At 66.5% G+C, this 25250-nt stretch carries 29 protein-coding genes, 1 pseudogene and 1 riboswitch; of the genes and pseudogenes, 18 read left to right on the top strand and 12 right to left on the bottom strand.

The genetic code is table 11. The annotated features are described in order from the left end of the window. Positions 1–91 precede the first annotated feature (91 nt). From crtY to ACP7C5_RS12610, 5 genes are read left to right on the top strand one after another with little or no spacing between them, the layout of a single operon-like run. Positions 92–1294 (top strand): lycopene beta-cyclase CrtY, encoded by a 1203-nt coding sequence (crtY, locus tag ACP7C5_RS12630; protein WP_133191298.1) that lies wholly within the window; start codon positions 92–94, stop codon positions 1292–1294. Beyond that, on the top strand, positions 1291–2796 hold the full coding sequence (locus ACP7C5_RS12625) for a phytoene desaturase (RefSeq protein ID WP_189676503.1): 1506 nt from the start codon (positions 1291–1293) through the stop codon (positions 2794–2796). The genes crtY and ACP7C5_RS12625 overlap by 4 nt, the downstream gene beginning before the upstream one ends. Position 2797: 1 nt before the next feature. Further along, positions 2798–3379, top strand: coding sequence for a TIGR00730 family Rossman fold protein (locus tag ACP7C5_RS12620; RefSeq protein ID WP_426264504.1), 582 nt, complete (start codon positions 2798–2800; stop codon positions 3377–3379). Further along, complete coding sequence (locus ACP7C5_RS12615; RefSeq protein ID WP_426264503.1) at positions 3376–4356, top strand: phytoene/squalene synthase family protein; 981 nt, start codon at positions 3376–3378, stop codon at positions 4354–4356. The genes ACP7C5_RS12620 and ACP7C5_RS12615 overlap by 4 nt, the downstream gene beginning before the upstream one ends. Before the next feature lie 56 nt (positions 4357–4412). Continuing rightward, on the top strand, positions 4413–4628 hold the full coding sequence (locus ACP7C5_RS12610) for a hypothetical protein (protein ID WP_426264502.1): 216 nt from the start codon (positions 4413–4415) through the stop codon (positions 4626–4628). A 7-nt stretch (positions 4629–4635) separates the two neighbouring features. Here the strand turns inward: ACP7C5_RS12610 and ACP7C5_RS12605 are convergent, their stop codons facing one another. Together ACP7C5_RS12605 and ACP7C5_RS12600 are read right to left on the bottom strand one after the other, a co-directional pair. After that, complete coding sequence (locus ACP7C5_RS12605; protein ID WP_426264501.1) at positions 4636–5049, bottom strand: hypothetical protein; 414 nt, start codon at positions 5047–5049, stop codon at positions 4636–4638. 48 nt (positions 5050–5097) lie between these two features. Beyond that, positions 5098–5328, bottom strand: a complete 231-nt coding sequence (locus ACP7C5_RS12600; protein ID WP_133191303.1) for a hypothetical protein — start codon at positions 5326–5328, stop codon at positions 5098–5100. A gap of 94 nt (positions 5329–5422) precedes the next feature. Here ACP7C5_RS12600 and ACP7C5_RS12595 point away from each other — a divergent pair, with 94 nt between their 5' ends. Beyond that, the gene (locus ACP7C5_RS12595; RefSeq protein ID WP_426264500.1) at positions 5423–7246 is read left to right on the top strand and encodes an ABCB family ABC transporter ATP-binding protein/permease; all 1824 of its coding nucleotides are present in this window, start codon (positions 5423–5425) and stop codon (positions 7244–7246) included. A 3-nt stretch (positions 7247–7249) separates the two neighbouring features. Here the strand turns inward: ACP7C5_RS12595 and ACP7C5_RS12590 are convergent, their stop codons facing one another. Together ACP7C5_RS12590 and ACP7C5_RS12585 are read right to left on the bottom strand one after the other, a co-directional pair. Beyond that, positions 7250–8161 carry a hypothetical protein gene (locus tag ACP7C5_RS12590; RefSeq protein ID WP_426264499.1) on the bottom strand — a complete coding sequence of 304 codons (912 nt, stop codon included), beginning with the start codon at positions 8159–8161 and terminating at the stop codon, positions 7250–7252. Between the two features lie 64 nt (positions 8162–8225). Beyond that, positions 8226–8495, bottom strand: a complete 270-nt coding sequence (locus tag ACP7C5_RS12585) for a GNAT family N-acetyltransferase (RefSeq protein WP_133191305.1) — start codon at positions 8493–8495, stop codon at positions 8226–8228. A gap of 129 nt (positions 8496–8624) precedes the next feature. Between ACP7C5_RS12585 and ACP7C5_RS12580 the strand changes: the two genes are divergently transcribed. From ACP7C5_RS12580 to ACP7C5_RS12540, 9 genes and pseudogenes are all read left to right on the top strand, one after another. Beyond that, a complete protein-coding gene (locus ACP7C5_RS12580) occupies positions 8625–8855 on the top strand; it encodes an antitoxin MazE-like protein (RefSeq protein ID WP_322161588.1) in 231 nt (76 codons plus the stop codon). Positions 8856–8892: 37 nt separating this feature from the next. Continuing rightward, positions 8893–9159 (top strand): annotated as a pseudogene (locus tag ACP7C5_RS12575) (type II toxin-antitoxin system PemK/MazF family toxin); the annotation flags it as partial. Then, on the top strand, positions 9160–10926 hold the full coding sequence (gene recQ, locus ACP7C5_RS12570) for a DNA helicase RecQ (protein WP_426264498.1): 1767 nt from the start codon (positions 9160–9162) through the stop codon (positions 10924–10926). A 263-nt stretch (positions 10927–11189) separates the two neighbouring features. Continuing rightward, the gene (locus tag ACP7C5_RS12565) at positions 11190–11624 is read left to right on the top strand and encodes a TIGR01244 family sulfur transferase (RefSeq protein ID WP_426264497.1); all 435 of its coding nucleotides are present in this window, start codon (positions 11190–11192) and stop codon (positions 11622–11624) included. 10 nt (positions 11625–11634) lie between these two features. Beyond that, the gene (locus ACP7C5_RS12560) at positions 11635–12036 is read left to right on the top strand and encodes a hypothetical protein (protein ID WP_354287587.1); all 402 of its coding nucleotides are present in this window, start codon (positions 11635–11637) and stop codon (positions 12034–12036) included. A 58-nt stretch (positions 12037–12094) separates the two neighbouring features. After that, positions 12095–12988, top strand: a complete 894-nt coding sequence (locus ACP7C5_RS12555; protein WP_426264496.1) for a sterol desaturase family protein — start codon at positions 12095–12097, stop codon at positions 12986–12988. A 24-nt stretch (positions 12989–13012) separates the two neighbouring features. Further along, on the top strand, positions 13013–14599 hold the full coding sequence (locus tag ACP7C5_RS12550; protein WP_426264495.1) for a GMC family oxidoreductase: 1587 nt from the start codon (positions 13013–13015) through the stop codon (positions 14597–14599). An 18-nt stretch (positions 14600–14617) separates the two neighbouring features. Continuing rightward, complete coding sequence (locus ACP7C5_RS12545) at positions 14618–14788, top strand: hypothetical protein (protein WP_165954420.1); 171 nt, start codon at positions 14618–14620, stop codon at positions 14786–14788. 5 nt (positions 14789–14793) lie between these two features. Beyond that, a riboswitch (ZMP/ZTP riboswitch) is annotated at positions 14794–14873 on the top strand. A gap of 16 nt (positions 14874–14889) precedes the next feature. After that, on the top strand, positions 14890–15375 hold the full coding sequence (locus tag ACP7C5_RS12540; protein ID WP_426264494.1) for a protein tyrosine phosphatase family protein: 486 nt from the start codon (positions 14890–14892) through the stop codon (positions 15373–15375). Positions 15376–15470: 95 nt separating this feature from the next. On the opposite strand, the gene ACP7C5_RS12535 is transcribed toward ACP7C5_RS12540, so the two are convergent. The 8 genes from ACP7C5_RS12535 to ACP7C5_RS12500 all read right to left on the bottom strand — a co-directional run bounded on the left by ACP7C5_RS12535 (position 15471) and on the right by ACP7C5_RS12500 (position 21156). After that, a complete protein-coding gene (locus ACP7C5_RS12535) occupies positions 15471–16889 on the bottom strand; it encodes an ammonium transporter (protein ID WP_133191314.1) in 1419 nt (472 codons plus the stop codon). A 26-nt stretch (positions 16890–16915) separates the two neighbouring features. Beyond that, positions 16916–17254: a P-II family nitrogen regulator gene (locus ACP7C5_RS12530; RefSeq protein WP_140850681.1), complete on the bottom strand. Its 339-nt coding sequence runs from the start codon at positions 17252–17254 to the stop codon at positions 16916–16918. Positions 17255–17400: 146 nt separating this feature from the next. Further along, positions 17401–17604: a putative signal transducing protein gene (locus tag ACP7C5_RS12525; protein WP_426264493.1), complete on the bottom strand. Its 204-nt coding sequence runs from the start codon at positions 17602–17604 to the stop codon at positions 17401–17403. Next, positions 17601–18179, bottom strand: coding sequence for a pyridoxamine 5'-phosphate oxidase family protein (locus ACP7C5_RS12520; RefSeq protein ID WP_426264492.1), 579 nt, complete (start codon positions 18177–18179; stop codon positions 17601–17603). The genes ACP7C5_RS12525 and ACP7C5_RS12520 overlap by 4 nt, the downstream gene beginning before the upstream one ends. 18 nt (positions 18180–18197) lie before the next feature. Then, positions 18198–19133: a DUF5996 family protein gene (locus ACP7C5_RS12515; protein WP_426264491.1), complete on the bottom strand. Its 936-nt coding sequence runs from the start codon at positions 19131–19133 to the stop codon at positions 18198–18200. Beyond that, positions 19130–19477, bottom strand: coding sequence for a hypothetical protein (locus ACP7C5_RS12510; RefSeq protein ID WP_426264490.1), 348 nt, complete (start codon positions 19475–19477; stop codon positions 19130–19132). Before ACP7C5_RS12510 ends, ACP7C5_RS12515 begins: the two co-directional genes overlap by 4 nt. Beyond that, positions 19474–20904, bottom strand: coding sequence for a metalloprotease TldD (tldD, locus tag ACP7C5_RS12505; protein WP_426264489.1), 1431 nt, complete (start codon positions 20902–20904; stop codon positions 19474–19476). Before tldD ends, ACP7C5_RS12510 begins: the two co-directional genes overlap by 4 nt. A gap of 18 nt (positions 20905–20922) precedes the next feature. After that, on the bottom strand, positions 20923–21156 hold the full coding sequence (locus ACP7C5_RS12500) for a zinc-finger domain-containing protein (RefSeq protein WP_133191320.1): 234 nt from the start codon (positions 21154–21156) through the stop codon (positions 20923–20925). Positions 21157–21367: 211 nt separating this feature from the next. On the opposite strand from ACP7C5_RS12500, the gene ACP7C5_RS12495 reads away from it, so the two are divergent. From ACP7C5_RS12495 to ACP7C5_RS12485, 3 genes are all read left to right on the top strand, one after another. After that, the gene (locus tag ACP7C5_RS12495; protein ID WP_426264488.1) at positions 21368–22294 is read left to right on the top strand and encodes an ABC transporter ATP-binding protein; all 927 of its coding nucleotides are present in this window, start codon (positions 21368–21370) and stop codon (positions 22292–22294) included. A gap of 97 nt (positions 22295–22391) precedes the next feature. Next, complete coding sequence (gene nadB / locus ACP7C5_RS12490; protein WP_133191322.1) at positions 22392–23993, top strand: L-aspartate oxidase; 1602 nt, start codon at positions 22392–22394, stop codon at positions 23991–23993. Between the two features lie 150 nt (positions 23994–24143). After that, positions 24144–25241, top strand: coding sequence for a serine hydrolase (locus ACP7C5_RS12485; RefSeq protein WP_426264487.1), 1098 nt, complete (start codon positions 24144–24146; stop codon positions 25239–25241). The last annotated feature ends 9 nt before the right edge of the window (positions 25242–25250 follow it).

Raw genomic sequence — 25250 nt, 5'->3', positions numbered from 1 at the left:
GGAGATTCGCCGCACCGGCCAGCGTCTGCGGCGCGTCCCACGATCGCCCGCTGCGCTTGCACCTTGCCACATTTCGGCTATCGCAATGGCTATGCCAGAGACTCTCTCCTGCGACATCGCCATCGTCGGTGGCGGGCTTGCCGGTGGGTTGATCGCCCTGGCGCTCGCCAAGCAGCGGCCCGAGCTCGACGTGCGGATCGTCGAGCGATCCGATCGCTTCGGTGGCAACCATCTCTGGTCGTTCTTCGCCAGCGACGTGCGCGATGCCGATCGCTGGATCGTCGCGCCGCTCGTCAGTTATGGCTGGAAAAGCTATGACATTGCCTTTCCGGCGCACCGCCGGACGCTCGACAGCGCCTATTATTCGATCGAATCCGAGCGGCTCGATGCGACGCTGCGCGCCGAATTGCCGGCACACAGGCTGATGACCGGTCGCAAGGTGCTCGCGGCGGGACCGACCGCAGTGGTGTTCGCCGACGGCGACCGGCTCGAGGCCAAGGGCGTGATCGACACGCGCGGGCCGGGCGATCTCGGGCTGCTCGATCTGGGCTGGCAGAAGTTTGTCGGGATCGAGTTCGAGCTGGATACGCCGCACGGGCTCACGCGTCCGATCGTGATGGACGCGACGGTCGAGCAGATCGACGGCTATCGCTTCGTCTACACACTGCCGCTGTCGCCGACCCGGCTGTTCATCGAAGACACCTATTACAGCGACACCCCCGATCTGTACCGGCCGCAACCCGGCAGCGGCAACAATGCCGACCCGATCGCCGATCGCGTACGCGCTTATGCCGCGGCGCATGGCTGGGCGACGCATACGGTCATCCGCGAGGAATCGGGCGTCCTGCCGGTGACGATGGGCGGCGATTTCGAGGCCTATTGGCAGTCTGGCGGCAACAAGGTCGCCAAGGCCGGGATGCGTGCGGGGCTGTTCCACCCGACGACCGGCTATTCGCTACCCGATGCGGTGCGGCTCGCCGCGCTGATCGCCACGGCGCGCGACCTGTCGGGCGAGGGACTGCACACGCTGACGCATGCCTATGCGAAACGGACGTGGCAGGCGCGCGGCTTCTACCGTATGCTCGACAAGATGCTCTTTCGCGCCGCCGAGCCCGAGGAACGCTATCGTGTTCTCGAACGCTTCTACCGGCTCGACCAGCGCCTGGTGCGGCGCTTTTATGCAGGACGCTCGACGATGATGGACAAGGCACGGATCCTGACCGGCAAGCCGCCGGTACCGATCAGCCGCGCTTTGCGCGCGATCGGCGTGCTGCCGGGCGGGGTGAAGGCATGAGCTCGCATCCGGTGCGCGCACCGGCGCGGACCGCGATCGTCATCGGCGCCGGGTTTGGCGGGCTGGCGCTGGCGATCCGGCTGCAATCGGCGGGGATCGAGACGACGCTGCTCGAGGCGCGCGACAAGGCCGGGGGCCGCGCGTACGTCTGGGAGAAGGACGGCTTCGTGTTCGACGCCGGGCCGACCGTCATCACCGATCCGCCGTGCCTGCAGGAATTGTGGGCGCTGACCGGGCGCGACATGGCCGACGACGTGACGCTCGCGCCCGTCATGCCGTTCTACCGGCTCAACTGGCCCGACGGCACGGTGTTCGATTATTCGAACGACGAGCCCGCGCTCAATGCCGAGATCGCCAAGCTCAACCCCGACGATGTCGCGGGCTATGCCAAGTTCCTCGACTATGCCGCCGGCGTGTATGAGGAGGGCTATCGCAAGCTCGGCCATGTCGCGTTCCTCGACTTCGCCTCAATGATCAAGGCAGCGCCCGCGCTCGCCAAATACCAGGCGTGGCGCTCGGTCTATTCGATCGTGTCGTCCTACGTGAAGGACGAGCATCTCCGCCAGGCGCTGTCGTTCCATACGCTGCTCGTCGGCGGAAACCCGATGAACACATCCGCGATCTACGCGCTGATCCACAAGCTCGAGAAAGACGGCGGCGTGTGGTTCGCGATGGGCGGGACCAGCAAGCTGATCGACGCGATGGTCACGCATTTCGAACGGCTCGGCGGCGTGCTGCGGCTCGGCGACGCCGCGGTCGACATCGCCACGCTCGGCGACCGCGCGACCGGCGTCACCACCGCGAGCGGCTGGCACCAGGATGCCGACATGGTCGCGTGCAATGGCGACGTGATGCACATCTATCGCGATCTGCTCAAGTCGTCGCGCAGTGCGCAGCGCACCAGGAAGGCGCTCGCGCGCAAACGCTATTCGCCGTCGCTGTTTGTCGTCCATTTCGGGATCACGGGGACGTGGCCGGGGATCCCGCACCACACGATCCTGTTCGGGCCGCGCTATAAGGGGCTGCTCAGCGACATTTACGATCACGGTGTGCTGCCCGAGGATTTCTCGCTCTATCTGCACCACCCGACCGTCACCGATCCGTCGATGGCGCCCGAGGGGCATTCGACCTTCTATGCGCTCGCGCCGGTGCCGCACATGGGCAAGTTCCCGGTCGATTGGGACGAGATCGGGCCGATCCTCGAAAAGCGCATCCTCGACGAGATCGGGCGGCGGCTGATCCCCGACATCCATTCGCGGATCGTCACCAAATTCCATTATGCGCCGAACGACTTTGCGGCCGATCTCAACGCGCATCTCGGCAGCGCCTTTTCGCTGGAGCCGCTCCTGACGCAGAGCGCGTGGTTCCGCGTGCACAATCGCGACGACCATATCCCGAACCTCTATTTCGTCGGTGCCGGCACGCACCCCGGCGCCGGGATTCCCGGCGTGGTGGGCAGCGCCAAGGCGACCGCGGCGCTAATGCTGGAAGGCGAACGATAAAATGAAGCGGCTCGCGATTTATTGCGGATCGGCCACCCCGGCCGATCCCGTCTATATCGACTGCGCGCGCCAGGTCGGGCGGACGCTGGCCGAGCGCGGCATCGGCGTCGTCTATGGCGGCGGCAAGCTCGGGCTGATGGGCGCGGTCGCCGATAGCGCGCTCGAAGCCGGTGGCGAGGTGATCGGGATCATCCCGCAGGCTTTGGTCGACGCCGAGGTCGCGCATCGCGGGCTGACCGAGCTCCACGTCGTCGAGACGATGCACCAGCGCAAACAGGCGTTCACCGATCTGTCCGACGGGTTCGTCAATTTGCCCGGCGGCACCGGTACGATGGACGAATTGTGGGAAGCCCTGAGCTGGGCGCAGATCGGCTATCACGCCAAGCCCGTCGGGCTGCTCAACATCGCGGGCTATTACGACCATCTCGTCGCTTTTTATCGCCACATGGGCGAGGTCGGTTTCCTGCGGCCGCAGCACCACGGGATCCTGCTGATCGACACCGCGCTCGACAGCCTGCTCGACCAGATGGCCGCGCCCGAGCCGATCGTGACGATCACCAAGATCGGTGCGAAAGACTTGTGAGCAACACCGCCTTGCCCAGTCGCGATGCGATCGTCGCGACCGCGCAGGAATCGATCTCGCGCGGATCAAAGAGCTTTGCCGCGGCGAGCAAGCTGTTCGATCGGCCGACGCGCGAACGCGCCTGGCTGCTCTACGCCTGGTGCCGCGCGTGCGACGATATCGCCGATGGCCAGGATCACGGCCATGACATGACCGGGGTCGACGATGGTCCCGCACGCCTCGCGGAAATCGCAGCGAAGACCGACGCTGCGCTCGCGGGCGAGGTGGTCGGCGATCCGGCGTTCGACGCGCTCCGGCTCTTCGCGGCGGAGACCGCACTCCCTCCTGCCCTCGCGCACGATCTGATCGCGGGCTTCGCGCTCGATGCCGAAGGCTGGCGCCCGCGGAGCGAGGCCGATCTCTACCAATATTGCTACCATGTCGCGGGTGCGGTCGGGTGCATGATGGCGATCGCGATGGGGGTCGCGCCAAGCGACGAAGCCACGCTTGATCGCGCGTCCGACCTGGGGATGGCGTTCCAGCTCGCCAATATCGCGCGCGACATCGCCGAGGATGCGCGCGCCGGGCGGTGCTATTTGCCGCAGGAGTGGCTCGACGAAATGGGCCTGAGCCCCGACACGCTGCTTGCCCCCGAACATCGCGCGGCGCTTGGCGTGCTTGGCGTGCGGCTTGCGGATCTGGCAGCGGGCTATGAGGCGAGCGCACGCCACGGCACCCCGGCGCTGTCGTTTCGTTCGGCCTGGGCGGTGCTGGCGGCGGCCGACATCTATGGCGCGATCGCGCGCGGTGTCGCGGCGTTGGGGCCGCGCGCATGGGATGGCCGCGTGACGACATCGAGCGCGGCGAAGCTCGCGATGATCGGCAAGGCATACTTCGCGGCGCGGCGCCGCGCGCAGGCCTATCCTCCGTCGCCGCGTGATCGCGCACTCTGGACTCGTCCGCGCAACGCTGAAGGCGGCGCTAACCCCTTTCGGTGAGACGTTCTGCACGTCTGCAAGCTTAGGTCACGGGCCTGGATAAAGGCCTTGATTCGATGACCGCGCTCTCCGTCCAGTTCGCCAAAGCCCTGTCGCGCGGACGAATCGCACAAGCGCCCGACAGCCGCGCTTCGCTACTCGCCGCCTTGTTGCGCAAACGCGCGACCGCGCATGTCGTCGGTGCAAAGGACCTCGAATCGTTGCTGCGCGAGCAGATCCGCTGGGCGCTGCCGATCCAGGATGGCAGTGGGACGATCGACCCGGAGGGCTGACCCCCGTTTATCCGAGCAAGGGCTCACCGGGATAGGGTTTGCGGTGAGCACGCTGTGCGAGCCACGCGCCAAGCAACGGGAAGAGCACCGCGCACAGTGCCATCCACGCAGGATGCGGCACGTTGATTTGCCCGGCGATCGCGGCGACGAGGTAGATGGCTGTCACCAGCCACCCTCCGATCGGCCAGTCCCCGATGCGCAGGCACAACCAGACCCCGGCGAACGGGGCGATCAGCCAACCTGCCACAATGATGAGTTTCGCCGGGAGCGGGATTCCGGTGATCATCGCGAGCAGCGTCGCACGGTCGGCCGCGGCGATGTCGCCCGAAACGGGGTACAGCGTCGCGCTAAGGCTCTCGATCGCGGCAACGAGCGCGAGCGATACCAAGCTTCCGACGATGATTGCAGTCAATTTCCGCACGGCGCGCCCCTGTCGTGCGGGCTATAGCAGGCTATCGCGCGATGGCGATCATCCGCGTGTCACGCTTGCCTTGGTTTGCGCCATGCGCTCGCCCGTTGCGCGGCACGATGCGGTCACCACGGGATAGTCGACATCGCTGTTGCGCGCGAGCGCTGCGGGCATTGCGCGCTGGCATTCGCCGATCGAACGATATTGCACCTGTTCGACGCGCGCCTGCTGACAGGCCGAGCTGCCGTCGCCGCATCCCATGATCGCCATGACGTAGAAAAGCGGGTCCATAACCGTCTCCGTTCGTAGCAAAAACCGACGAACTGCCTTGCTTGTTCCATGAGACGCTTTCGGTCGCGCTTGACTGCGCCTACATGAAGGACAGATGCCCCCCGATACAGCCACCACCTCGACCACGCCCGAACGGCCGATGCTGCCTACGCTCCGGCGTTTCGTACCCTATCTGTGGCCGAAGGATGCGCCGGTTCTCCGGCTGCGCATCGTCGGTGCGATGCTGCTCGTCATCGTGTCGAAGGTCACGCAGGTCTATGCCAGCGCCTACACGCTGAAATGGGCAGTCGACCGGATGGCGCAGGGGGAGCGCGGCGCGGTGTGGATCGTGATCGCGCTCGTCCTCGGCTATGCCGGGGCGCGCTTCTCGACGACCTTGTTCGACAATCTGCGCAACACGGTGTTCGAGCGTGTCGGGCAGGATGCGACGCGGCGGCTGGCGGCGAGCGTGTTCCGCCATCTCCACCAATTGTCGCTGCGCTTCCATCTCGAACGGCGGACAGGTGCGGTCACCAAGGTGGTCGAGCGCGGGACGAAGAGCATCGATACGATGCTCTATTTCATGCTGTTCAACATCGCGCCGACGGTGCTCGAACTCGTCCTCGTGCTCAACATCTTCCGCTCGAGCTTCGGCTGGGGGCTGGTTGCCGCGACTGTGGTGATGGTGGCGATCTATATCTGGTTCACGCGGATGGTGACCGACTGGCGCGCCGCCTTGCGCACGCGGATGAACGATCTCGACACGGGTGCGGTCAGCCACGCGGTCGATTCGCTGCTCAATTTCGAGACGGTGAAATATTTCGGCGCGGAGGAGCGCGAGGGGAAGCGCTACGACGCGGCGATGGCGGCTTATGCCAACGCCGCGGTGACGTCTGAGAATTCGCTCGCCTGGCTCAACGTCGGGCAAGCGCTTATCACCAATGCGATGCTCGGCGGCGGAATGGCGTTCGTCGCCTGGGGCTGGGGGCGTGGGGCGTTCTCGGCGGGCGACGTGGTGTTCGTCTCGACCTTGCTGTCGCAGCTGTTCCGGCCGCTCGACCTGCTCGGAATGGTTTACCGTACGATCCGCCAGGGCGTGATCGACATGGGCGCGATGTTCGACTTGATCGATACGCCGTCCGAAGTGGTCGACGCGCCCGGCGCGCCGCCGCTGGTGGTGGCGCGCGGGCATGTCCGGTTCGAGAATGTCCGCTTCGGCTATGACAAGGGGATGCCGATCCTCAAGGGGATCGACCTCGATATCCCGGCGGGCAAGACGCTCGCCGTGGTCGGGCCGTCGGGCGCGGGCAAGAGCACGCTCGCGCGGTTGCTGTACCGCTTTTACGATCTCACCGGCGGGCGGATCACCGTCGACGGGCAGGACATTGCCCAGGTGACGCAGGCGTCGCTGCGCTCGGCGATCGGGATCGTGCCGCAGGACACCGTGCTGTTCAACGACACGATCGGCTACAATATCGGCTATGGCCGTGAGGGTGCGGGGCAGGACGAGATCGAGACTGCCGCGCGCGGGGCGGCGATCGCCGGCTTCATCGAACGCCAGCCGCAGGGCTATGGCACGCGCGTCGGCGAGCGCGGATTGAAGCTGTCGGGCGGCGAGAAGCAGCGCGTCGCGATCGCGCGGACCTTGCTCAAGAATCCGCCCGTGCTGATCCTCGACGAAGCGACGTCGGCGCTCGACAGCCGCACCGAGGGCGAGATCCTCGACACGCTCCAGGCGATCGAGCGCGGGCGCACGACGATCGTCATCGCGCATCGGCTGTCGACCGTCGTGCATGCCGACGAGATCGTCGTGCTCGAGGCGGGGCAAGTTGTCGAGCGCGGGAGCCACGCTGCGCTGCTGCGCAAGGACGGCCTCTATGCCGAGATGTGGAACCGCCAGGCGCAGGAACGCGCCGAGGAAACGCTCGCCGCGGAATAAGCGTCAGAGGCAGCTCAGCCGGATCCGCTTGGCAGGCTTGTCGAAGGTGATCGACGAGCATTGCTCGAGCGCATCACGGCCGATCGACAGGCGGTCGCGCGAGGGATCACGCTTGGCTTTGCCGGTCACGATGATCTCTTCGGGATCGGGGGTCACGTCGGCATCGCGGATCGTCGCCGCATTGCCATAGTCCGATACGCGCACGTGCAGAGCGTTCAGCGCCATCGGCCCGATCACGAACGGAATGGTGAGCGTCATACGCCGGACCGGCCGCGCGATACCGAAGGCGATCTCGGCCTGGTCGACCGGCCCGGTCAATGCACCCCCCTGTGCCGCAGCGATGCGCTGTGCCGCGCCGGCGCTGGCAAGCGACAGGCGGTGGTGCAGGTCGAAGCGGACCTTCATCGGCACGCCGCCGACGATGATCTCGCCGAACAGCCCGCCCCAATTGCCGATCAGCGCGCCGCCGTCGACGAGCGGGAGGTCGAGCGTTCGCTCACCTGGGCGCGGAGCATGGAGCTCGAAGCGCACCACCGGTGCAGGCAGGCCACCGGGCCCGATCACGCCGTCGGCGCCGGTCGCATAGGGCGTGTCGAACCAGCCGACGCGCCGCCGGATCTCCATTCCGTCGACGATCAGGCGCGTCACCGCGGTCACGCCGTGTACCCCGCTCGGGCCAACCTTGTAATGGAGACCGAACATGCCCGACTTGAGTCCGGCGCGAAGCGCATAGGGTTTCGCCAGGATCGGGAGCGCGGGGGCACCCGGGTCGATGCGCAGCGTGCCCTGCGCTCCGCCGACGCTCGCGGAGACAATGCCATCGTCGCGCACGGTATAGACGGGATCTGGTGCCGCCGCGCCGAGACCGATCGCCAGGATCGAGCAGCCCATAAGCATGCGAAGGTGGATCATCATGGTCGGCTGCCCCGTTCGAGTTCAGCTCGATCTTGCCGCAGATTGGGGCCAAACCACGGCAGCGTCACAATAAATCGCGATATTCCGGATGCTTGTCGATATAGGCGGCGACGAACGGGCATTGCGGGATGACCTTCAACCCGCGGTCGCGCGCGCTGTCGAGCGCGGCGCGGACCAGTTTGGTCGCGGCCCCATGCCCGGCGACCGCTTTGGGCACGAGCGTGTGCGTGAAGACGATCGTGTCGCCTTCCATCTGATACGCCGCGACCGCGCGGTGGCGGCCGACGGTCAGCTCGAATTCCTGCTCGGCCTTGTTGTCGCGGACTGTTTCCATGTGCGTCCGCTTGCACCGGGAACGCGCCCGCGCGCAAGAACAAGGGGTAAACATCTTGTGATTTTGGGGGGTGGACGTTACATGTAACGCTTGGGCGGAAGGAGCGTGGCGATGGGCATGGAGCGACCGATGACCAGCGCCGAGCGGGTCGCGAAGCGTCGCGCGGCACTCCGCGCGCAGGGATTGCGGCCGAAGACTTTCTGGTTGCCGGACACGACGACGCCGGAGTTTCAGGAGGAAGCCCGCAAGACGCGAGAGTGGTTGTGGGCGCATGTCGAGGATGACCGCGAAGCGATGGCGTTCGCTGGCGCGATGACCGACGTCGTGCTCGAACGCCTCGACCGCGAAACAGAGCGTTAAAGCTCGATCGTGAAGCGGCTATGGCGGCAAGCCTCGCCCGGTCTTGGTTGTGCAGGGTGACGCTTTTGGCGATACGCCGCATCGTCTCGTGGCATTATGCCAGACCGCGAGAGGGGAGGCACGCGACCTTCGCCCGAGGGTCTTGCCCGACGCGCAGAATGGCCTTGAAGCGATTTCAGACGTCGCGGTCGACATTTTGGTGACCGTGGATCACCAGCAGTTTGGCCGAGTGATCGGCCGTTTGTCCGAGACCGACATGCAGCGTGTCGATCAGGCTCTCCTTCTTATTCTTGGTTTCGCGTAAATGATCGACCCCCTCCCCGTCCTCCAATCGACCTTCGGCTTCCCGGCGTTTCGCGGCGTGCAGGGGGCGGTGGTCGAGCGCGTGCTCGCCGGCGCGCGGACGCTTGCGGTAATGCCGACCGGCGCGGGCAAGTCGCTGTGCTATCAATTGCCCGCGGTGGTGCTCGAGGGGACGTGTGTCGTCGTCTCGCCGCTGATCGCGCTGATGCACGACCAGCTGCGCGCCGCGACCGCGATCGGGATCCGCGCAGCGACGCTGACCTCGGTCGATACCGACCAAGCCGAGACGATCGCGCGCTTTCGCCGCGGCGAGCTCGACCTGCTCTATGTCGCGCCCGAGCGTGCCTCGGGCGGCGCATTCCGCGAGTTGCTCGCGCGCGCCCCGATCGGGCTGTTCGCGATCGACGAGGCGCATTGCGTGTCCGAATGGGGGCATGATTTCCGGCCCGATTACCGCCTGCTGCGGCCGCTGCTCGACGCATTCCCGGATGTACCGCGGCTCGCGCTGACCGCGACCGCCGACGCCGTGACGCGCGCGGACATTCTCGAACAGCTCGGCATCCCGCACGATGGCATGATCGTCGCGGGGTTCGACCGGCCGAACATCCAGTATCGCATCTCGCCGAAGGACAATGCGACGCGCCAGATCGCCGACCTGATCGCCGAGACCCCCGGCGCAGGCATCGTCTATCTGCAGAGCCGCGCCGGCACCGAAAAGATGGCCGAGGCGCTGAGCAAGACCGGACGACCGACGCGCGCCTATCATGCCGGGCTCGATCCGCATGTCCGCGCGAAGAACCAGGCCGATTTCGTGGCGAGCGAGGACATGGTGATGTGCGCGACGGTCGCGTTCGGAATGGGGATCGACAAGCCCGATGTGCGTTTCGTGGCCCACGCCGGGCTGCCCAAATCGATCGAGAGCTATTATCAGGAGACCGGCCGCGCGGGGCGCGATGGCGATCCTGCGGTGGCGCATCTATTCTGGGGCGCCGAGGATTTCGCGCGCGCGCGGCAGCGGATCGGCGAGGTCGAGCCGGCGCGCCAGCCGGGCGAGCGCCAGCGGCTCGCCGCCCTCGGCGCGCTGGCCGAGACCGCCGGATGCCGGCGGCGCATCCTGCTCAAGCATTTCGGCGACGACAGTCCCGAGAATTGCGGCAATTGCGACAATTGTCTCAACCCGCCCGCCGCGGTCGATGCGACGGAGGTGGCGAGGAAATTCCTCTCCGCGGTCTTTCGCACGGGGCAGAGCTTTGGCGCGGGCTATATCGAGCAAGTCCTGATGGGCCAGTCGAGCGAGCGCAGCCTGATGAACGGCCACGAGACGCTCGGCGTATTCGGGATCGCCTCTAGCCCTGAGGAAGCCGCGCTGATCAAGCCGGTCGGGCGGGCGCTGCTGCTGCGCGACGCGCTGCGCGCGAACGATTTCGGCGGGTTGGAGTTTGGGCCGGGCGCCCGCGGCATCTTGAAAGAGGGCGAACACGTCGCGCTGATCGTCCCGCCCAAGCGCGAGCGGCGGCGGCGCGGAAGCGCTGGCAGCGTGCCCAACCCGACCGGCGAACCGCTGTTCGAGGCGTTGCGCACCAAGCGCCGCGAACTCGCACTCGAGGCGAGCGTGCCGCCTTACGTCATCTTCCACGATTCGGTGCTGCGCGAGATGGCGACGACGCGGCCTTCGTCGCTCTCGGCGATGGGGCACATCACCGGCGTAGGTGCGCGCAAGCTCGAGGCCTATGGCGAGGCGTTTCTCGGGGTCCTGCGACGGTTCTGAGCGCTCGAGTTTCACGCGAAAGCGCGAAGCGATAGGCGGCGGGATCATCACTCCCCTTCTTCGTGTCTTCGCGGCTTTGCGTGAAAATTTGTTCGCGCAGGGGCGCTGAGGCGCAGGGAAAAAGACTACGGTTTCCCGGTCGCGCGCGGGCCGTTTGATTTAACAGCGCGTTCGCCCGCCGTTTTCCCTCCGCGCCTCCGCGCCTCTGCGCGAACCAAATCTGCCGCTTCCGCCGCGCTGCCGTGCGAGCTAGAAGCAAGTCCATGACCACGCTCCGCACCATTGATCCGACCATCGCGGTCGCTCCGCAAATCTCGCCCGACGCGATGGGCGAGCTTGCCGCCGCGGGCTTCACCGCAATCGTCAACAACCGCCCCGATGGCGAGGATATGGGCCAGCCGAGCGGTGCCGAGATCGCCGCCGCCGCCGAGGCCGCTGGCCTGACCTACACCGCGATCCCGGTGACGCACGCCGGATTCTCGCATCCGCAGATCGACGCGATGGCGGCGGTGCTTGCCGAGGCCAAGGGGCCGGTGCTGGCATACTGCCGCTCGGGAACGCGCTCGTGCAACCTCTGGGCGCTCGCGGTCGTCAAGGGCGGCATGCATCCCGATACGGCGATGACGAAAGCCGCCGCCGCCGGATACGATCTCACCGGACTTCGCCCGCTGCTCGACGCGCTTTCTACGCCGGCGTGACAGCAAGGCGATGGACTGGACGCAACTTGGATTAAGCGTCGCCGGAGTGCTCGGCCTGGCGCTGGTCGCGCGCTGGATGCGACTCGGCGAGGCGCGCATTTCGAGCAAGGCGCAAGCACGCGAGACCGCCGAGCAGATGCTCGCCGGCTTCGTCGCGCATGGGGCGGTGATCGGGACCGACGGGAATGCCGCGCTCGTCGCTGGAAACGGGGCGCTTGCGCTGCTGAAACGCCACGGTGCAAAAGTCGCCGCCCGGCGGCTGATCGCACCATTGCGGCTCACTCAGGCGATCGAGGGTGTGCGCGTCGAAACGGGCGAACGCCAGTTCGGCGCGGTGCTGCTGTTCGGCGTGCTCGAAGCCGATGTCCGCGCGATCGAGGACAGCGTCACGCGCGGCACGACGTACCACTGACCGCCCGCGCGATATTGGCTCTTTACGGATCCCACTGACACTGGTGTAAACAGTGCGTATGGACCTGCCCGATCCCGTCCACTACGCCGTCCCCGGCTTCATCGCGCTCGTCCTTGCCGAGATGATCGTCGCGCGGATCAAGGATCGCACGCGTTACGAGCCCAAGGACACGCTCGTGTCGCTTGCGCTCGGCCTCGGCAGCACCGTCGCCGGCGCGCTGTCGGTCGGACTGGTCTTTGCGCTGTCGCTCTGGGTGTGGCAATTCCGGCTCTTCGACATCGGCTATGCCTGGTATTGGTTCGTCCTCGCCTTCGTGCTCGACGACCTGTTTTATTACGTCTTCCACCGCTCGGCCCACCGCGTCCGCTGGTTCTGGGCGAGCCATGTCATCCACCATTCGAGCCAGCATTATAATCTGTCGACCGCGCTGCGGCAGACCTGGACGGGCTTCGTCTCGCTAGGCTTCATCTTCCGCCTGCCGCTGCTGCTGATCGGCTTTCCGCCGGCGATGCTGGTGTTCGTCGCCGGGCTCAACCTGATCTATCAGTTCTGGATCCACACCGAGATGATCGACCGGATGCCGCGCTGGTTCGAGGCGGTGATGAACACGCCGTCGCACCACCGTGTCCATCACGCGACCAATCCGCGCTATCTCGACACCAATTATGCCGGCGTCTTCATCGTCTGGGACCGCCTGTTCGGCACCTTCGAGCCTGAGCGCGCCGACGATCGACCGCGCTATGGCATCGTCAAGAATCTCGGCTCGTTCAATCTGTTATGGGCTGCGACGCACGAATGGATCGGGATCGCGCAAGACGTCTGGCGGGCGCCGGGGCTTCGTGCCAAGCTCGGCTATCTGGTGATGCCGCCCGGGTGGAGCCACGACGGTAGCCGCGACACGTCCGAGACGATCAAGGCGCAGTGGCGATCGAGCGATACAAAGGCGCGCTAAAGCGCCGCGAGCAGGAGAGAGCGCGTGGAAGAAGCCGATATCGTGGTCATCGGGGGCGGTTCGGGCGGCGCGGCGGCGGCCGGGCGCTTGAGCGATGGCGGGAAATTCTCGGTCGCCTTGCTCGAGGCGGGGGGCCGCAACACGGGGCTCCGCACCCGCATTCCGGCGTTCCTCGCGTTCCAGACCGACAAGACCAACTGGAATTACGAGACCGTCCCGCAAGCCGGGCTCGGCGGCCGGCGCGGGCACCAGCCGCGCGGCAAGGGGCTCGGCGGGTCGAGCGCGATCAACGCGATGATCTATATCCGCGGCAACAAATGGGATTACGACAATTGGGCGGCGCTCGGCTGCCCCGGCTGGTCGTATGACGACGTGCTGCCGTGGTTCAAGCGCAGCGAGCATAATGTCCGCGGCGGCGACGCTTATCACGGCGGCGACGGACCGCTGTGGGTGAGCGAGCAGCACCACGCCAATCCCGGCAGCCGCGATTTCGTCGAGGCCGGCGCGTCGCTGCAGATCCCGCGCAACGACGATTTCAACGGCGCGCGGCAGGAGGGGATCGGGCTCTACCAAGTGACGCAGAAGGGCGGCGAGCGCTGGACCTCGGCACGCGCGTATCTGGGTGACGCGCCCGACAATCCGGCGTTGCACGTGCTCACCGGCGTCACCGTCGAGCGCGTGCTGTTCGAGGACGGGCGCGCCTGGGGCGTCGCCTATCTGCAGGGTGGCGAGTCGAAGGTGATCCGCGCACGCAAGGCCGTCGTGCTAGCCGCCGGGGTGTTCGGGACGCCGCAGATCCTGATGCTGTCGGGGATCGGGCCGGGGGCGCATCTGCGCGAGCAGGGCATATCGGTGCGGGTCGATCGCGCGGCGGTCGGCGCCAATCTGCAGGACCATATCGATTATGTCGCGGCCTTCGAGACGCCGGGCAAGAGCTTCGTCGGCAATTCGCTCAAGGGCAAGCTCGATATGGCGGGCGCGCTGTTCCAGTGGCTGCGCAAGCGCGAGGGGATGATGACGACCCCGTTCGCCGAGGCGGGCGCCTTCCTAACCACCGATCCGCACGCCCCCGCGCCCGACGTCCAGCTCCACTTCGTCGTCGCCGCGCTCGAGGATCACGGCCGCACGCAAGTGCCGGGGCATGGCTATTCGTGCCACGTCTGCGTGCTGCGGCCCGAAAGCCACGGCACGGTGCGGCTCGCCTCGAGCGATGCGCGCGTGGCTCCGCTGATCGACCCGGCGTTCTTCAGCGATCCGCGCGACATGGCGACGATGATGCGCGGCGTCCGCGCGATGTATCGCATCCTCGAGGCGCCACCGCTCAGCGACCATCAGGGCCGCGATCGCTATCCGATCGACTTGCGCGACGACGACGCGCTCGAACGCTTGATACGCGCGCGCGCCGATACGGTCTATCACCCGGTCGGGACCGCGCGGATGGGATCGGACGAGGATGCGGTGTGCGACCCGCGGCTGCGCGTCCGCGGGGTCGAGGGCCTTTATGTCGCCGATGCCTCGGTCATGCCCAAGCTCGTCTCGGGCAACACCAATGCGCCGTCGATCATGATCGGGGAACGTTGTGCCGATTTCGTGGCGGCGGACCTCGCCTGATCGGCTAGATGCCGCGGCATGGACCGCAAGGATTGGAATCGGGTCGCGTTGACGGCAGCGGTGGTGTTGGTGCCGGGCGGCTTCCTGCTCGGCGCCGCGCTCGCCGCGCGACGGCTGCGTGCGAAGCCGCGCGACACGGACGCCGTCACGACCGACGAGCCGGTTGAGGGCAAGGGCCCGCGCGACTAGGATCGCCGCGTTCGCGTGACTGGCGAAGCAGGCGGGGCACCACCGTGGAGCGCGGACCCGGCCGCCGCTCGCCTGGGCACCCTCGCTTGAAAGGAGCCCGCATGGGCGACCCAATCTATGTTCCAAACTGGCATCGTCTCGACGATCACTTGACGACATCGGGCCAGCCGAGCGGCGAACAGCTCGCCGCGATCGCAGCGCTGGGCGTGCGCGATGTCATCAATCTCGCCTTGCACGATCATCCGCGCGCCCTGCCCGACGAAGCGGCCACGGTCGCCGCGCTGGGGATGCGCTACATCCACATCCCGGTCGTGTTCGATGCGCCGACCGACGCGGATTTCGAGCGCTTCTGCGCGGCAATGGCCGATCGCGGCACGCGGCCGGTACACGTCCACTGCATCGTCAATGCGCGCGTTTCGGCCTTCCTCTATCGCTATCGGCGCGAGGTGCTCGGCTGGGACGAAGCGCAGGCGCGCCCCGCGCTCGACGCGATCTGGCGCCCGGGCGGCGTGTGGGCGCGCTTCATCGGCGACACCGCACGGGCAGAGCTTCCGCACCAAATGACCGCGACCCCGCCGCAGACATAAAAAAGGGCCGGTGCGTTGCCGCACCGGCCTTAGGTCGTCCGCAGGAGGAACGTCGTGAGAGGGGCGGATCGTTCGGGGCCCGCCCCCCAATCTGGTCAATAATTGTAGGCGCGCTCGCCATGTTCGGAGATGTCGAGGCCTTCGTGCTCGACTTCTTGCGAAGGGCGGATGCCGACGGTGTATTTGAGGATCAGGAACAGCACGGCCGAAACGCCGCCCGACCAGACCAGCGTGATCGCGACCGCTTCGGCCTGCGTCCACAACTGCGTCGCCATGTCGTACACGCCGGGCTTGGCGACCGCGGCGGTGTAATCGACCCAGCCCTGGCCGCCGAGCTTGGGATCGGCGACCACGCCGGTCGCCAGCGCGCCGAAGATGCCGCCGACGCAATGCACGCCGAACACGTCGAGCGAGTCGTCATACTTGCCCCAGCTCTTCACCGTGGTGACGAAGAAGAAGCACAGCGGCGAGACGAGCAGGCCGAGGATGATCGAGGTCATCGGCGAAGCGAAGCCCGACGCCGGGGTGATCGCGACGAGGCCGGCAACTGCGCCCGTTACCGCGCCGAGCAGCGACGGCTTGCCGTGCTTGATCTGGTCGATCACCGCCCACGACACGCCGGCTGCTGCCGTCGCGACGAAGGTGTTGATGAAGGCGAGCGCCGTGAGGCCGTTCGATTCGAGGTTGGAACCGGCGTTGAAGCCGAACCAGCCGACCCACAGCAGGCTGGCGCCGATCATCGTCATGGTCAGCGAGTGCGGCGGCATCGGCTCCTTGTTGAAGCCCGCGCGCTTGCCGATCACGAGGCAGCCGACGAGCCCGGCGATCCCGGCATTGATGTGGACCACGGTGCCGCCAGCGAAATCGAGCGCGCCCTTGCCATAGAGGAAGCCGAAGTCGGTCGGCGCGTTGGGGAGGAAATCCGGGCCCGCCCAATACCACACCATGTGTGCGATCGGGAAATAGACGATTGTCATCCAGGCGACCATGAACACCATCAACGGCGTGAACTTCACGCGCTCGGCGAACGCGCCGACGATCAGCGCGGGCGTGATGCATGCAAACGTCATCTGGAAGCAGACATAGGCATATTCGGGAATGTAGACGCCGTTCGAGAAGGTCGCCGCGAGCGAATTGGCGTCGACGCCCTTGAGGAACAGCTTGCCGAACCCCCCGACGAACTGTGAGCCGCCGGTGAAGGCCATCGAATAGCCCCAGCTGACCCACACCAAAGCCGCGATGCAGACGATCATGAAGACCTGCATCAGCACCGACAGCATGTTCTTGGTGCGGACGAGGCCGCCGTAAAACAGCGCGAGGCCGGGCACCGACATCATCAGCACGAGGACCGACGAGGTCAGCATCCAGGCGGTGTCGCCCTTGTTGACCATCGCCGCAGTCGGCACGAACGGCTTGGCGGCGGCCGCCACGGGTGCCTGCGCCCAGGCCGGCAGCGCGGCGATCGCCGCGACAGCTGCCAGACCCGCAAAACCCAATTTGGTCGATTGCTTCATCGATACCCCCTTAAAGTCGTACCCGCTCACAGCGCGGTCTCATCGGTTTCGCCGGTGCGGATACGGACGGCCTGCCCGACATCGAGCACGAAGATCTTGCCGTCGCCGATCGCGCCGGTGTTGGCCGAGGCCTGGATCGCCTCGACGACCTTGCCAGCGAGGTCGGAGCCGCAGACGACCTCGATCTTGATCTTGGGGACCATGTTGGTGCTGTATTCGGCGCCGCGATAGATTTCGGTCTGGCCTTTCTGGCGTCCGAAACCCTTGACCTCGGTAACGGTCATTCCGGCGACGCCGATTTCGGTCAGCGCCTCGCGCACCTCGTCGAGCTTGAAAGGTTTGATGATGGCAATGACGAGCTTCACGCAAGAACCCCCCTGGTTATTGGTCCTGGAGGATATCTCGCAAAAGCCGTGCCAGACGTGAAACGACCGTCTGCCGCGGTACCGCCGCGCTAGGAGCGCTTACCGCATCGTAAATTTTTGTGCAGTTGCGAACCGCTGCCTAAGAATCAGGCAGATTCGGCAAGGATAGCCCGCGCCCCGTCGACATCGTCGTCATCGACCATCACGCGGACCGGAATGAAGAACTGACTGCCATCGGCAATGCTCGCATTGCCGTCGAGCGCGAGTGCCATGATGCCTTCGGACTCGAGCCGTCCGACGACGATATAGGCTTCGTTGCGCGCGAACCGACCGACCTCGACCAGACTCATCGCCCGTTGGTCCCTTCGAGCGGATCGAAGGCGGGCAGGATCGTCTGGACGCGCACCGGCAAGCCATCGATGCTGTGCGTGCGCTTGGCGATCACGGCGAGGCGGGCGTCGGGGTCCTGCTGTGCGTGAAATTTGACGAGCGTGTCGCGTGGACGATCGAGCGTCATGCGCGGAACGCCCCAACCGCAGCTGGTCTGGACGCTGTCGACTCGTATATCGAACACCTGCCGCGCCCCGGCGAGCGCGGGGAATTGACCTGCCAGATCGTCATAGCCCGGCTCGCCCGCGACAGTGAAGCTGCCCGTTCCATAGAGCCGCAGGATCAGCGCGGGATTATCGAACGCGCAGAACATGATCGTGATGCGGCCGTCGGCGACGAGATGCGCCTGAGTCTCGTTGCCCGATCCGCCGAGGTCGAGATAGGCGACGCGATTGGGGCCGAGCACGCGGAAGCTGTCCATGCCCTTGGGGCTGAGGTTGACCCGCGCCCCCGCAGCGGCGGTGGCGACAAAGAAGACGGGCTGCTTCGCGATGAAGGCGCGGTGCGCATCGTTAATGGCCGAGAACATTTCCATGCCGTGCGTATAGCCCTTTCAGACGATGCGGGGAATCCGTGGGCGGCCGAGCGGACATTCGAGCGCATCGCGATCCCAGTCGGCGAGATCGGCGGCGGCGGCGTAGGTCGATTGGCAGAAGGCCAGCAAGGTTGCGCTCGGGTCGGCGGCGCTGCGCACGACCTCATAGTCGAGCAGGAACTCGCCGAGATCGGCGTTCCAGCTGGCTTCGGCGGGGTCGACAGACGCCTGCGCATACCCGGCGGGCGAGGGATAGGCATAGGCGTAGAACGCCGCATGTGGATAGGCATCGCTGCCCGGCCAGAAGCCGACGCTGGCTTCCTCATGGCTATAGGCTTCGCACGTCACCGCATCGGGCAGGCCGGGAAAGCCGCCGGGATGGCGCGGTGCGGCACGGCCCGAGAACCGCGTCGCGGCGAGATCGAAGCTGCCCCAGAAGAAATGGACGGGCGAGGCCTTGCCGAGAAAGCCGGTGCGGAATTCGCCGAAGACGCGCCCGACTTGGGTCAGCGCGCGCCAGAAGGCGCGGACGGCGTCGGCATCGTACGGGCGTTCGGCCGTATCCTCGGCGAAGGGCGGGACGTCGGCCATTTCGCTGGGGACGCCGTCGAACTGTGCGGGAACGTCGAGCTCGGTGAGGCAGGTGGTCACGGTCTGGTGGAAATGCGCGATGCTGCCAGGGCCTAGCCCGATCCCGCGGCTGCGTCCGTCGCTGGTCATGAAGACGAGGCGATCGTGGAGCAGGTCGAATTCGATCTCAAGGATCCGGTCGCCGAGCGGAATCGCCGACGTCGTCAGCCCGCGCGCCGAGACATAGAGCGGGACGTGCCAGCTATGGTTGAGCCACGGCGTCAACGCGAGCCGGACCTTGCCAATGATCTGCGTACGGAGTTGCAACCCAATTGCGGTCTCGCGCCAGGCGGTCCAGTCGAGTTCGGGCCAGGGGCTCTTCACTTCTGAGTCCGTTGAACGCTCAGGGCGAGAGCGCGAAGCCCGTCGTCACCCAAAATTTTCAGAGCGTCTCCTGCCGCATCGCTCGCTGACTTGCTGCCATTTCCCTCGCCGTGGATGGTGTAATGACCATCCACGGGCGCAATAACGAAAACGAACGGAGCTGCCGGGCTCGCTGCTTCCGAAACGACGACGGTGCTCTGGTCGTCGCTGCACCCGAAGACGATCCACTTCGTTCCGCCGAACGTGTGGATCGCTCCGCCACGGTCACAATTTATCGGCTGTGCTGCGACTGGAACGCTACTTTGATCGAGCAGTAACCCGGAGAGCAGCAGTGCGAGGATCACATCGCGGTCCCACCGACGGTGAGCCCGGCCACTAGCAAGGTCGGCTGCCCGACGCCGGCTGGCACGCTTTGCCCGCCCTTGCCGCAAATGCCGACGCCCTCGTCGAGCGCGAAATCGTTGCCGATGCCCTCGACGCGGGTGAGGCACGAGGGACCGTCGCCGATCAGCGTTGCGCCCTTGATCGGCGCGCCGATGCGGCCGTTCTCGATCTTGTATGCCTCGGTGCAGCTGAACACGAATTTTCCGGACACGATATCGACCTGTCCGCCGCCGAACGATTTGGCGAAGATGCCGTTCTTGACGCGGCTGAGCAGCTCGGCGGGATCATCCTTGCCGCCGCGCATGAAGGTGTTGGTCATCCGCGGCATCGGTGCGTGCGCGAACGATTCGCGGCGGCCGTTGCCGGTCGGCGCGACGCCCATCAACCGGGCGTTGAGCCGGTCCTGGATATAGCCCTTGAGAATACCGTCCTCGATCAGCACGTTTTCCTGCGTCGGCGTGCCCTCATCGTCGATCGACAGCGAGCCGCGCTTGTCGGCGATCGAGCCGTCGTCGACCACGGTGACGCCGGGCGCTGCGACGCGCTCGCCGATCCGGCCCGAAAAGGCGCTGGTGCCCTTGCGGTTGAAATCGCCTTCGAGCCCGTGCCCGATGGCTTCATGCAGCAGAATGCCGGGCCAGCCCGGTCCGAGCAGCACGGTCATCTCGCCGGCGGGGGCGGCAACCGAGTCGAGATTGACAACGGCTTGCGCCAGCGCCTCGTCGATCGCGCGGTTCCAGGTTTCGGGGGCCATCAGCTCGTCATAGAGATAGCGGCCGCCGAGCCCGAAGGTCCCCGTCTCGCGCCGGCCGTTCTGTTCGACCACGATCGAGACGTTGAGCCGGACGAGCGGGCGCACGTCGGTGGCGATGAAACCGTCGGCGCGGACGATCTCGACGACGTTCCAGCTGCCCGACAGCGAGACCGAAACCTGTGCGACGCGCGGGTCGCGCGCACGAGCGGCGGCGTCGATCGTCTGGCAGAGGTTCACCTTGTCGGCGAAGGGGACGAGATCGAGCGGGTCGGATGCCGTATAGAGGTGGCGGTTGGTTGCGCGCGGCGGGCCGGCCTTGGGCGCGCTCGATGGATCAATCAGCGCCATCGTCTCGCTCGCGCGCTTGATCGCGGCGGCGCTGAGTTCGTTGGCGTGCGCAAACGCAGTCATCTCGCCCGACACGGCGCGCAGGCCAAAGCCCGAGTGGGTGTCGTAGCTCGCGGTCTTCAGCCGGCCGTCGTCAAAGCCGAACGCCTCGGACTTGCGATATTGCAGATAGAGCTCGCCATCGTCGGCCTTCCCGAGCGCGGCGGCGGTGAGCGCCTGCGCTTCGTCGGGCGAGAGCTGGCCGTCATGATACAGGAACGCGCGGGGGTCTGTCGGACTGGTCATCCGACGAATATAGGCAGGTTAGCGCCCTGCGCCATCCCCGTGATCGTGCAAAGTCGACGGATCGACGCCGTCGGCGGGCCCGCCGATCAGCACGAAGCGGCGGTCGCAATAGCCGCAATCGACATAGCCGCTCTCGTCGATCTCGAGGAAGACGCGCGGATGGCCGAGGCTTGCGCCGCCGGGAATGTCGGTCGCGCCGTCACAGATGTTGCGGGCATGCGTTACGCGCAGGATTTCGGGCGGTGCGATCATGAGCGTGCGTGTAGCAAGGTCGGTGCTTCGCTTCAACGCCCCTTCTCCCCGGGGGGGGCTTGTGGGGGGCACATCGTTCTTGCTCCCCGCCCGCTTGGGGGAGGGCCTTGCCGCGGACGCCGCGTAGGGGTTCCAGGTCGGTCCCTCCCCTAACCCCTCCCGCAAGCGGGAGGGGGATGACCGGCCCGCAATCGCGCGCTATGCGCAAGGCATGACCGAGGCCGCCATCTCCATCGCGAACCTGTGCAAGACCTATAAGGGCGGCAAGCGCGCGCTCGACCATGTGTCGTTCGATGTGCCACGCGGCCAGATCTTCGGGCTGCTCGGCCCCAATGGCGCAGGCAAGTCGACGCTGATCAACATCCTGGCTGGCCTCGTCAACAAGACCAGCGGCACCGCCACGATCTGGGGCTTCGACACCGACCAGCATCCGCGGAACGCCAAGGCGTCGATCGGGATCGTCAACCAGGAGATCCTGTTCGACCCGTTCTTCACGCCGATCGAGACGCTCGAGATCCAGGCCGGGCTCTACGGCGTCCCCAAGGCCAAGCGTCGCTCGATGGAATTGCTCCGCGCGGTGCATCTCGAGGACAAGGCCAACGCCTATGCCCGCACGCTGTCGGGCGGGATGAAACGCCGCCTGATGGTAGCGAAGGCGATGGTGCATACCCCACCCGTGCTCGTGCTCGACGAGCCGACCGCGGGCGTCGACATCGAACTGCGCCAGCAGCTCTGGGCCTATGTCCGCCAGCTCAACGACCAGGGCGTCACCGTCGTGCTGACGACGCATTATCTCGAGGAAGCCGAGCAGCTCTGCGATCGGATCGCGATCATCAACCATGGCAAGGTGATCGCCAACAAGCCGACGCGCGAGCTCGTCGGCATGGCAACCGAGAAGCTCGTCGAGGTGACGGTCGACCGCGACGTCGCGGTGCCGCCGAGCGCGGTCTGCTTCCAAAAGATCGAATTGAAGGGGACGCGGACGCTCGCGATTACCTACGCCAAGGACAAGGTGAATGCCGGCGAAGTGCTCGCCGCGGTGCAGGCCGATGGGTACGGGATTGTGGACGTATCGACGCGCGAGGCCGATCTCGAGGATGTGTTCCTCAACCTGACCCGGGCGTCGAACGCGGCGTGATCGTCGCCCCGGCGGAGGCCGGGGCCGCTGGCGTTTGCGCAAGACGCCAGCGACGCGCATCTAACAGAGCCGCCCCCGCCTCCGCCGGGGCGACGGTATGAGAGAGACGCGCGTGCCCGAAACCAAGACCTCTGACGTCCTCATCATCGGCTCCGGCGCCGCCGGCCTCACCGCCGCGCTCAATCTCGCCGATCGCTTCAAGGTCACCGTGCTAGCCAAGGGCGCGATGAACGAGGGGTCGACCGCCTGGGCGCAGGGCGGGATCGCCGCGGTGCTCGAGGAAGGCGATACGTTCGAGAGCCATATCGAGGACACGATGATCGCCGGCGCCGGGCTCAACGACCGCGCGACGGTCGAGTTCGTCGTGACGCAGGCGCCCGCGGCAATCGCGCGGCTCGAGGAATTGGGCGTGCCGTTCGCGACCGAGGGGAATGCGCTCCACCTCACCCGCGAGGGCGGGCATAGCCACCGCCGCATCGTCCACGTCGCCGATGCGACCGGCTGGGCGGTGCAGGAAGCGCTGCAGCGCGCCGCGACCGACCATCCCAACATCACGCTCGTCCCCGACATGGTCGCGATCGACCTCGCCACGGGCAAGCATGAGGAGCGCTATTCGGGCGCCGGCCATGTCTGGGGCGTCTACGCCGTCAACCGCGCGACCGGGCGGGTAGAGGTCTACACCGCGCGCGCGACGATCCTCGCGACCGGCGGGGCGGGGCGGACCTATCTTTTCTCGACCGCGCCACGCGGCGCGACCGGCGACGGCATCGCGATGGCGTGGCGCGCGGGCTGCCGCGTCTCGAACATGGAGATGATGCAGTTCCACCCGACTTGCCTCTACAATCTCGAGGTCAAGAACTTCCTGATCACCGAGGCGGTGCGCGGCGAGGGCGGGCATCTGCTGATCCCCGAGACCGGCTATCGCTTCATGCCCGATTTCGACCCGCGCCTCGAACTCGCGCCGCGCGATGTCGTGGCGCGCGCGATCGATCACGAGATCAAGCGGCTCGGGCTCGACTATGTCCACCTCGACATCAGCCACAAGGGCGAAGCGTTCATCCGCGAGCACTTCCCCAACATCTACGAAAAGCTGCTCGGCCTCGGTATCGACATGACCAAGGATCCGATCCCGGTGGTGCCGGCGCAGCACTATACGTGTGGCGGCGTGGTGGTCGATCTCGACGGGCGGACCGATCTGCCCGGGCTCTATGCCGCGGGCGAGTGCAGCGAGAGCGGACTTCACGGCGCCAACCGCCTCGCCTCCAACTCGCTGCTCGAATGCTTCGTGTTCGGCGAGGCGTGCGCCAATCATATCGCCGAGCATTGGGACGAGCTCCCCGCTCCGCCGCCGATCCGCGCGTGGGACGAGAGCCGCGTCGAGGATTCGGACGAAGAGGTCGTCATCAAGCAGAACTGGACCGAGATCCGGCGCTTCATGTGGAATTATGTCGGGATCGTGCGCACCACCAAGCGGCTCGAGCGCGCGCAGCATCGCATCCGCATGCTGACCGATGAAGTGAACGACTATTACGGCCATTTCCGCGTGACGCCCGATCTGATCGAGCTGCGCAATCTGCTCCAGACCGCCGAACTGATCGTGCGATCCGCACTTCACCGGCATGAATCGCGCGGGCTCCACTACACGCTCGACTATCCCGACTTGCTGCCCGAGGCGGTCGACACCATCTTGGTTCCGTAAATCCACGGAATAGACAGGTCCCACTGCGATATCGTCTTGTCCCGCATGCCCGACGCTTCGTCGCAAGCGTGGGGGGCGGGGGATATCCCCACCACAATCTGGCCTTACCGCCATGATCGAACGTGGGTTTGAGTAGCGGGACGAAAGACGGTGTTGCGTATCCTTCCCTATCGATTTCCCAAGCCCGCCGCCGCGTTGCTCCTGACCGCCGCTGTGTGCGCGTGCGGACAGGACGCCAATGTCCATCTCGCGCGCGTCGTGCCGACAGCGCCCGGGACGGTGGCGATGACGGCCCCGCAGCCCGCCCCACGGGCGGTTTCCGCACCATCGGCTCTGGTCGCCAACGTCGCGATGCTCGCGCGGCAGTTCGACGGTCGCGTCGGGATCGCGGTGCGGAGCATCGAACGCGGCTGGTCGGTCGATACCGGCGGCTACCAGTTGCTGCCGCAGCAAAGCGTCAGCAAATTGTGGGTGGCGATGACGGTGCTCGACTATCGCGACCGCGGGCGGCTCCGGCTGACCGATCCGGTGACGCTGTACCGCGACGATATCACGCTGTTCCACCAGCCGATCGCCGCGCTGATCAAGGGCGATCAGGGCTATCCGACGACCGTCGGCGAATTGCTCCAGCGTGCGCTGACGATGAGCGACAACACCGCCAACGACCGGCTGCTGCGCTATGTCGGCGGGCCGAATGCGGTGCGCGACTTCATCCAGCGCAAGGGCCTGGGCGACATCCGCTTCGGCCCAGGCGAGCGTTTGCTGCAAAGCCAGACGGCGGGCCTGGTGTGGCAGCCGTCCTACGCGTTCGGCAACGGCTTTGCGCTCGCGCGCAACCGGCTGCCGCGCGCCGACCGGGTCGCCGCGTTCGAGCGCTACGTCGCCGATCCGCCGGACGGTGCCGCGCCGATGGCGATCGCCGGTGCGCTGGCACGGTTGAAGCGCGGCGATCTGCTCTCGCCCGAATCGACGCGGTATCTGATCGGCACGATGGAATCGTCGCATACCGGCAAGCAGCGGATGCGCGGCGCGGTGCCGCCGGGGTGGAGCTTCGGCCACAAGACCGGCACGGGGCAGGATCTCGCCGGACGGACCGCGGGCTATAACGATGTCGGCTTGCTGATGGCGCCCGACGGCAGCAGCTACGCGATCGCGATCATGATCGGCGACACGCCGCGCCCGATCCCGGCGCGTCAGGCGTTGATGCAGGCGGTGGTGGCGAGCGTCGTTGCGAACCATCGCGGCTAACCGCGCATA

This window comes from Sphingomonas sp. PWP1-2, assembly GCF_049898305.1.
Lineage (GTDB): Bacteria > Pseudomonadota > Alphaproteobacteria > Sphingomonadales > Sphingomonadaceae > Sphingomonas > Sphingomonas glacialis.
This window is presented reverse-complemented; position numbering and strand designations above follow the sequence as displayed.

Coding starts and splice junctions, on each gene's coding strand:
- nadB (WP_133191322.1), top strand. CDS start 22,392: ATGAGAGAGACGCGCGTGCCCGAAACCAAGACCTCTGACGTCCTCATC.
- tldD (WP_426264489.1), bottom strand. CDS start 20,904: ATGACCAGTCCGACAGACCCCCGCGCGTTCCTGTATCATGACGGCCAG.
- ACP7C5_RS12555 (WP_426264496.1), top strand. CDS start 12,095: ATGGACCTGCCCGATCCCGTCCACTACGCCGTCCCCGGCTTCATCGCG.
- ACP7C5_RS12620 (WP_426264504.1), top strand. CDS start 2,798: ATGAAGCGGCTCGCGATTTATTGCGGATCGGCCACCCCGGCCGATCCC.
- recQ (WP_426264498.1), top strand. CDS start 9,160: ATGATCGACCCCCTCCCCGTCCTCCAATCGACCTTCGGCTTCCCGGCG.
- ACP7C5_RS12525 (WP_426264493.1), bottom strand. CDS start 17,604: ATGAGTCTGGTCGAGGTCGGTCGGTTCGCGCGCAACGAAGCCTATATC.
- ACP7C5_RS12590 (WP_426264499.1), bottom strand. CDS start 8,161: ATGATGATCCACCTTCGCATGCTTATGGGCTGCTCGATCCTGGCGATC.
- ACP7C5_RS12560 (WP_354287587.1), top strand. CDS start 11,635: ATGGACTGGACGCAACTTGGATTAAGCGTCGCCGGAGTGCTCGGCCTG.
- ACP7C5_RS12500 (WP_133191320.1), bottom strand. CDS start 21,156: ATGATCGCACCGCCCGAAATCCTGCGCGTAACGCATGCCCGCAACATC.
- crtY (WP_133191298.1), top strand. CDS start 92: ATGCCAGAGACTCTCTCCTGCGACATCGCCATCGTCGGTGGCGGGCTT.
- ACP7C5_RS12585 (WP_133191305.1), bottom strand. CDS start 8,495: ATGGAAACAGTCCGCGACAACAAGGCCGAGCAGGAATTCGAGCTGACC.
- ACP7C5_RS12580 (WP_322161588.1), top strand. CDS start 8,625: ATGACCAGCGCCGAGCGGGTCGCGAAGCGTCGCGCGGCACTCCGCGCG.
- ACP7C5_RS12565 (WP_426264497.1), top strand. CDS start 11,190: ATGACCACGCTCCGCACCATTGATCCGACCATCGCGGTCGCTCCGCAA.
- ACP7C5_RS12625 (WP_189676503.1), top strand. CDS start 1,291: ATGAGCTCGCATCCGGTGCGCGCACCGGCGCGGACCGCGATCGTCATC.
- ACP7C5_RS12595 (WP_426264500.1), top strand. CDS start 5,423: ATGCCCCCCGATACAGCCACCACCTCGACCACGCCCGAACGGCCGATG.
- ACP7C5_RS12600 (WP_133191303.1), bottom strand. CDS start 5,328: ATGGACCCGCTTTTCTACGTCATGGCGATCATGGGATGCGGCGACGGC.
- ACP7C5_RS12520 (WP_426264492.1), bottom strand. CDS start 18,179: ATGGAAATGTTCTCGGCCATTAACGATGCGCACCGCGCCTTCATCGCG.
- ACP7C5_RS12610 (WP_426264502.1), top strand. CDS start 4,413: ATGACCGCGCTCTCCGTCCAGTTCGCCAAAGCCCTGTCGCGCGGACGA.
- ACP7C5_RS12535 (WP_133191314.1), bottom strand. CDS start 16,889: ATGAAGCAATCGACCAAATTGGGTTTTGCGGGTCTGGCAGCTGTCGCG.
- ACP7C5_RS12495 (WP_426264488.1), top strand. CDS start 21,368: ATGACCGAGGCCGCCATCTCCATCGCGAACCTGTGCAAGACCTATAAG.
- ACP7C5_RS12540 (WP_426264494.1), top strand. CDS start 14,890: ATGGGCGACCCAATCTATGTTCCAAACTGGCATCGTCTCGACGATCAC.
- ACP7C5_RS12545 (WP_165954420.1), top strand. CDS start 14,618: ATGGACCGCAAGGATTGGAATCGGGTCGCGTTGACGGCAGCGGTGGTG.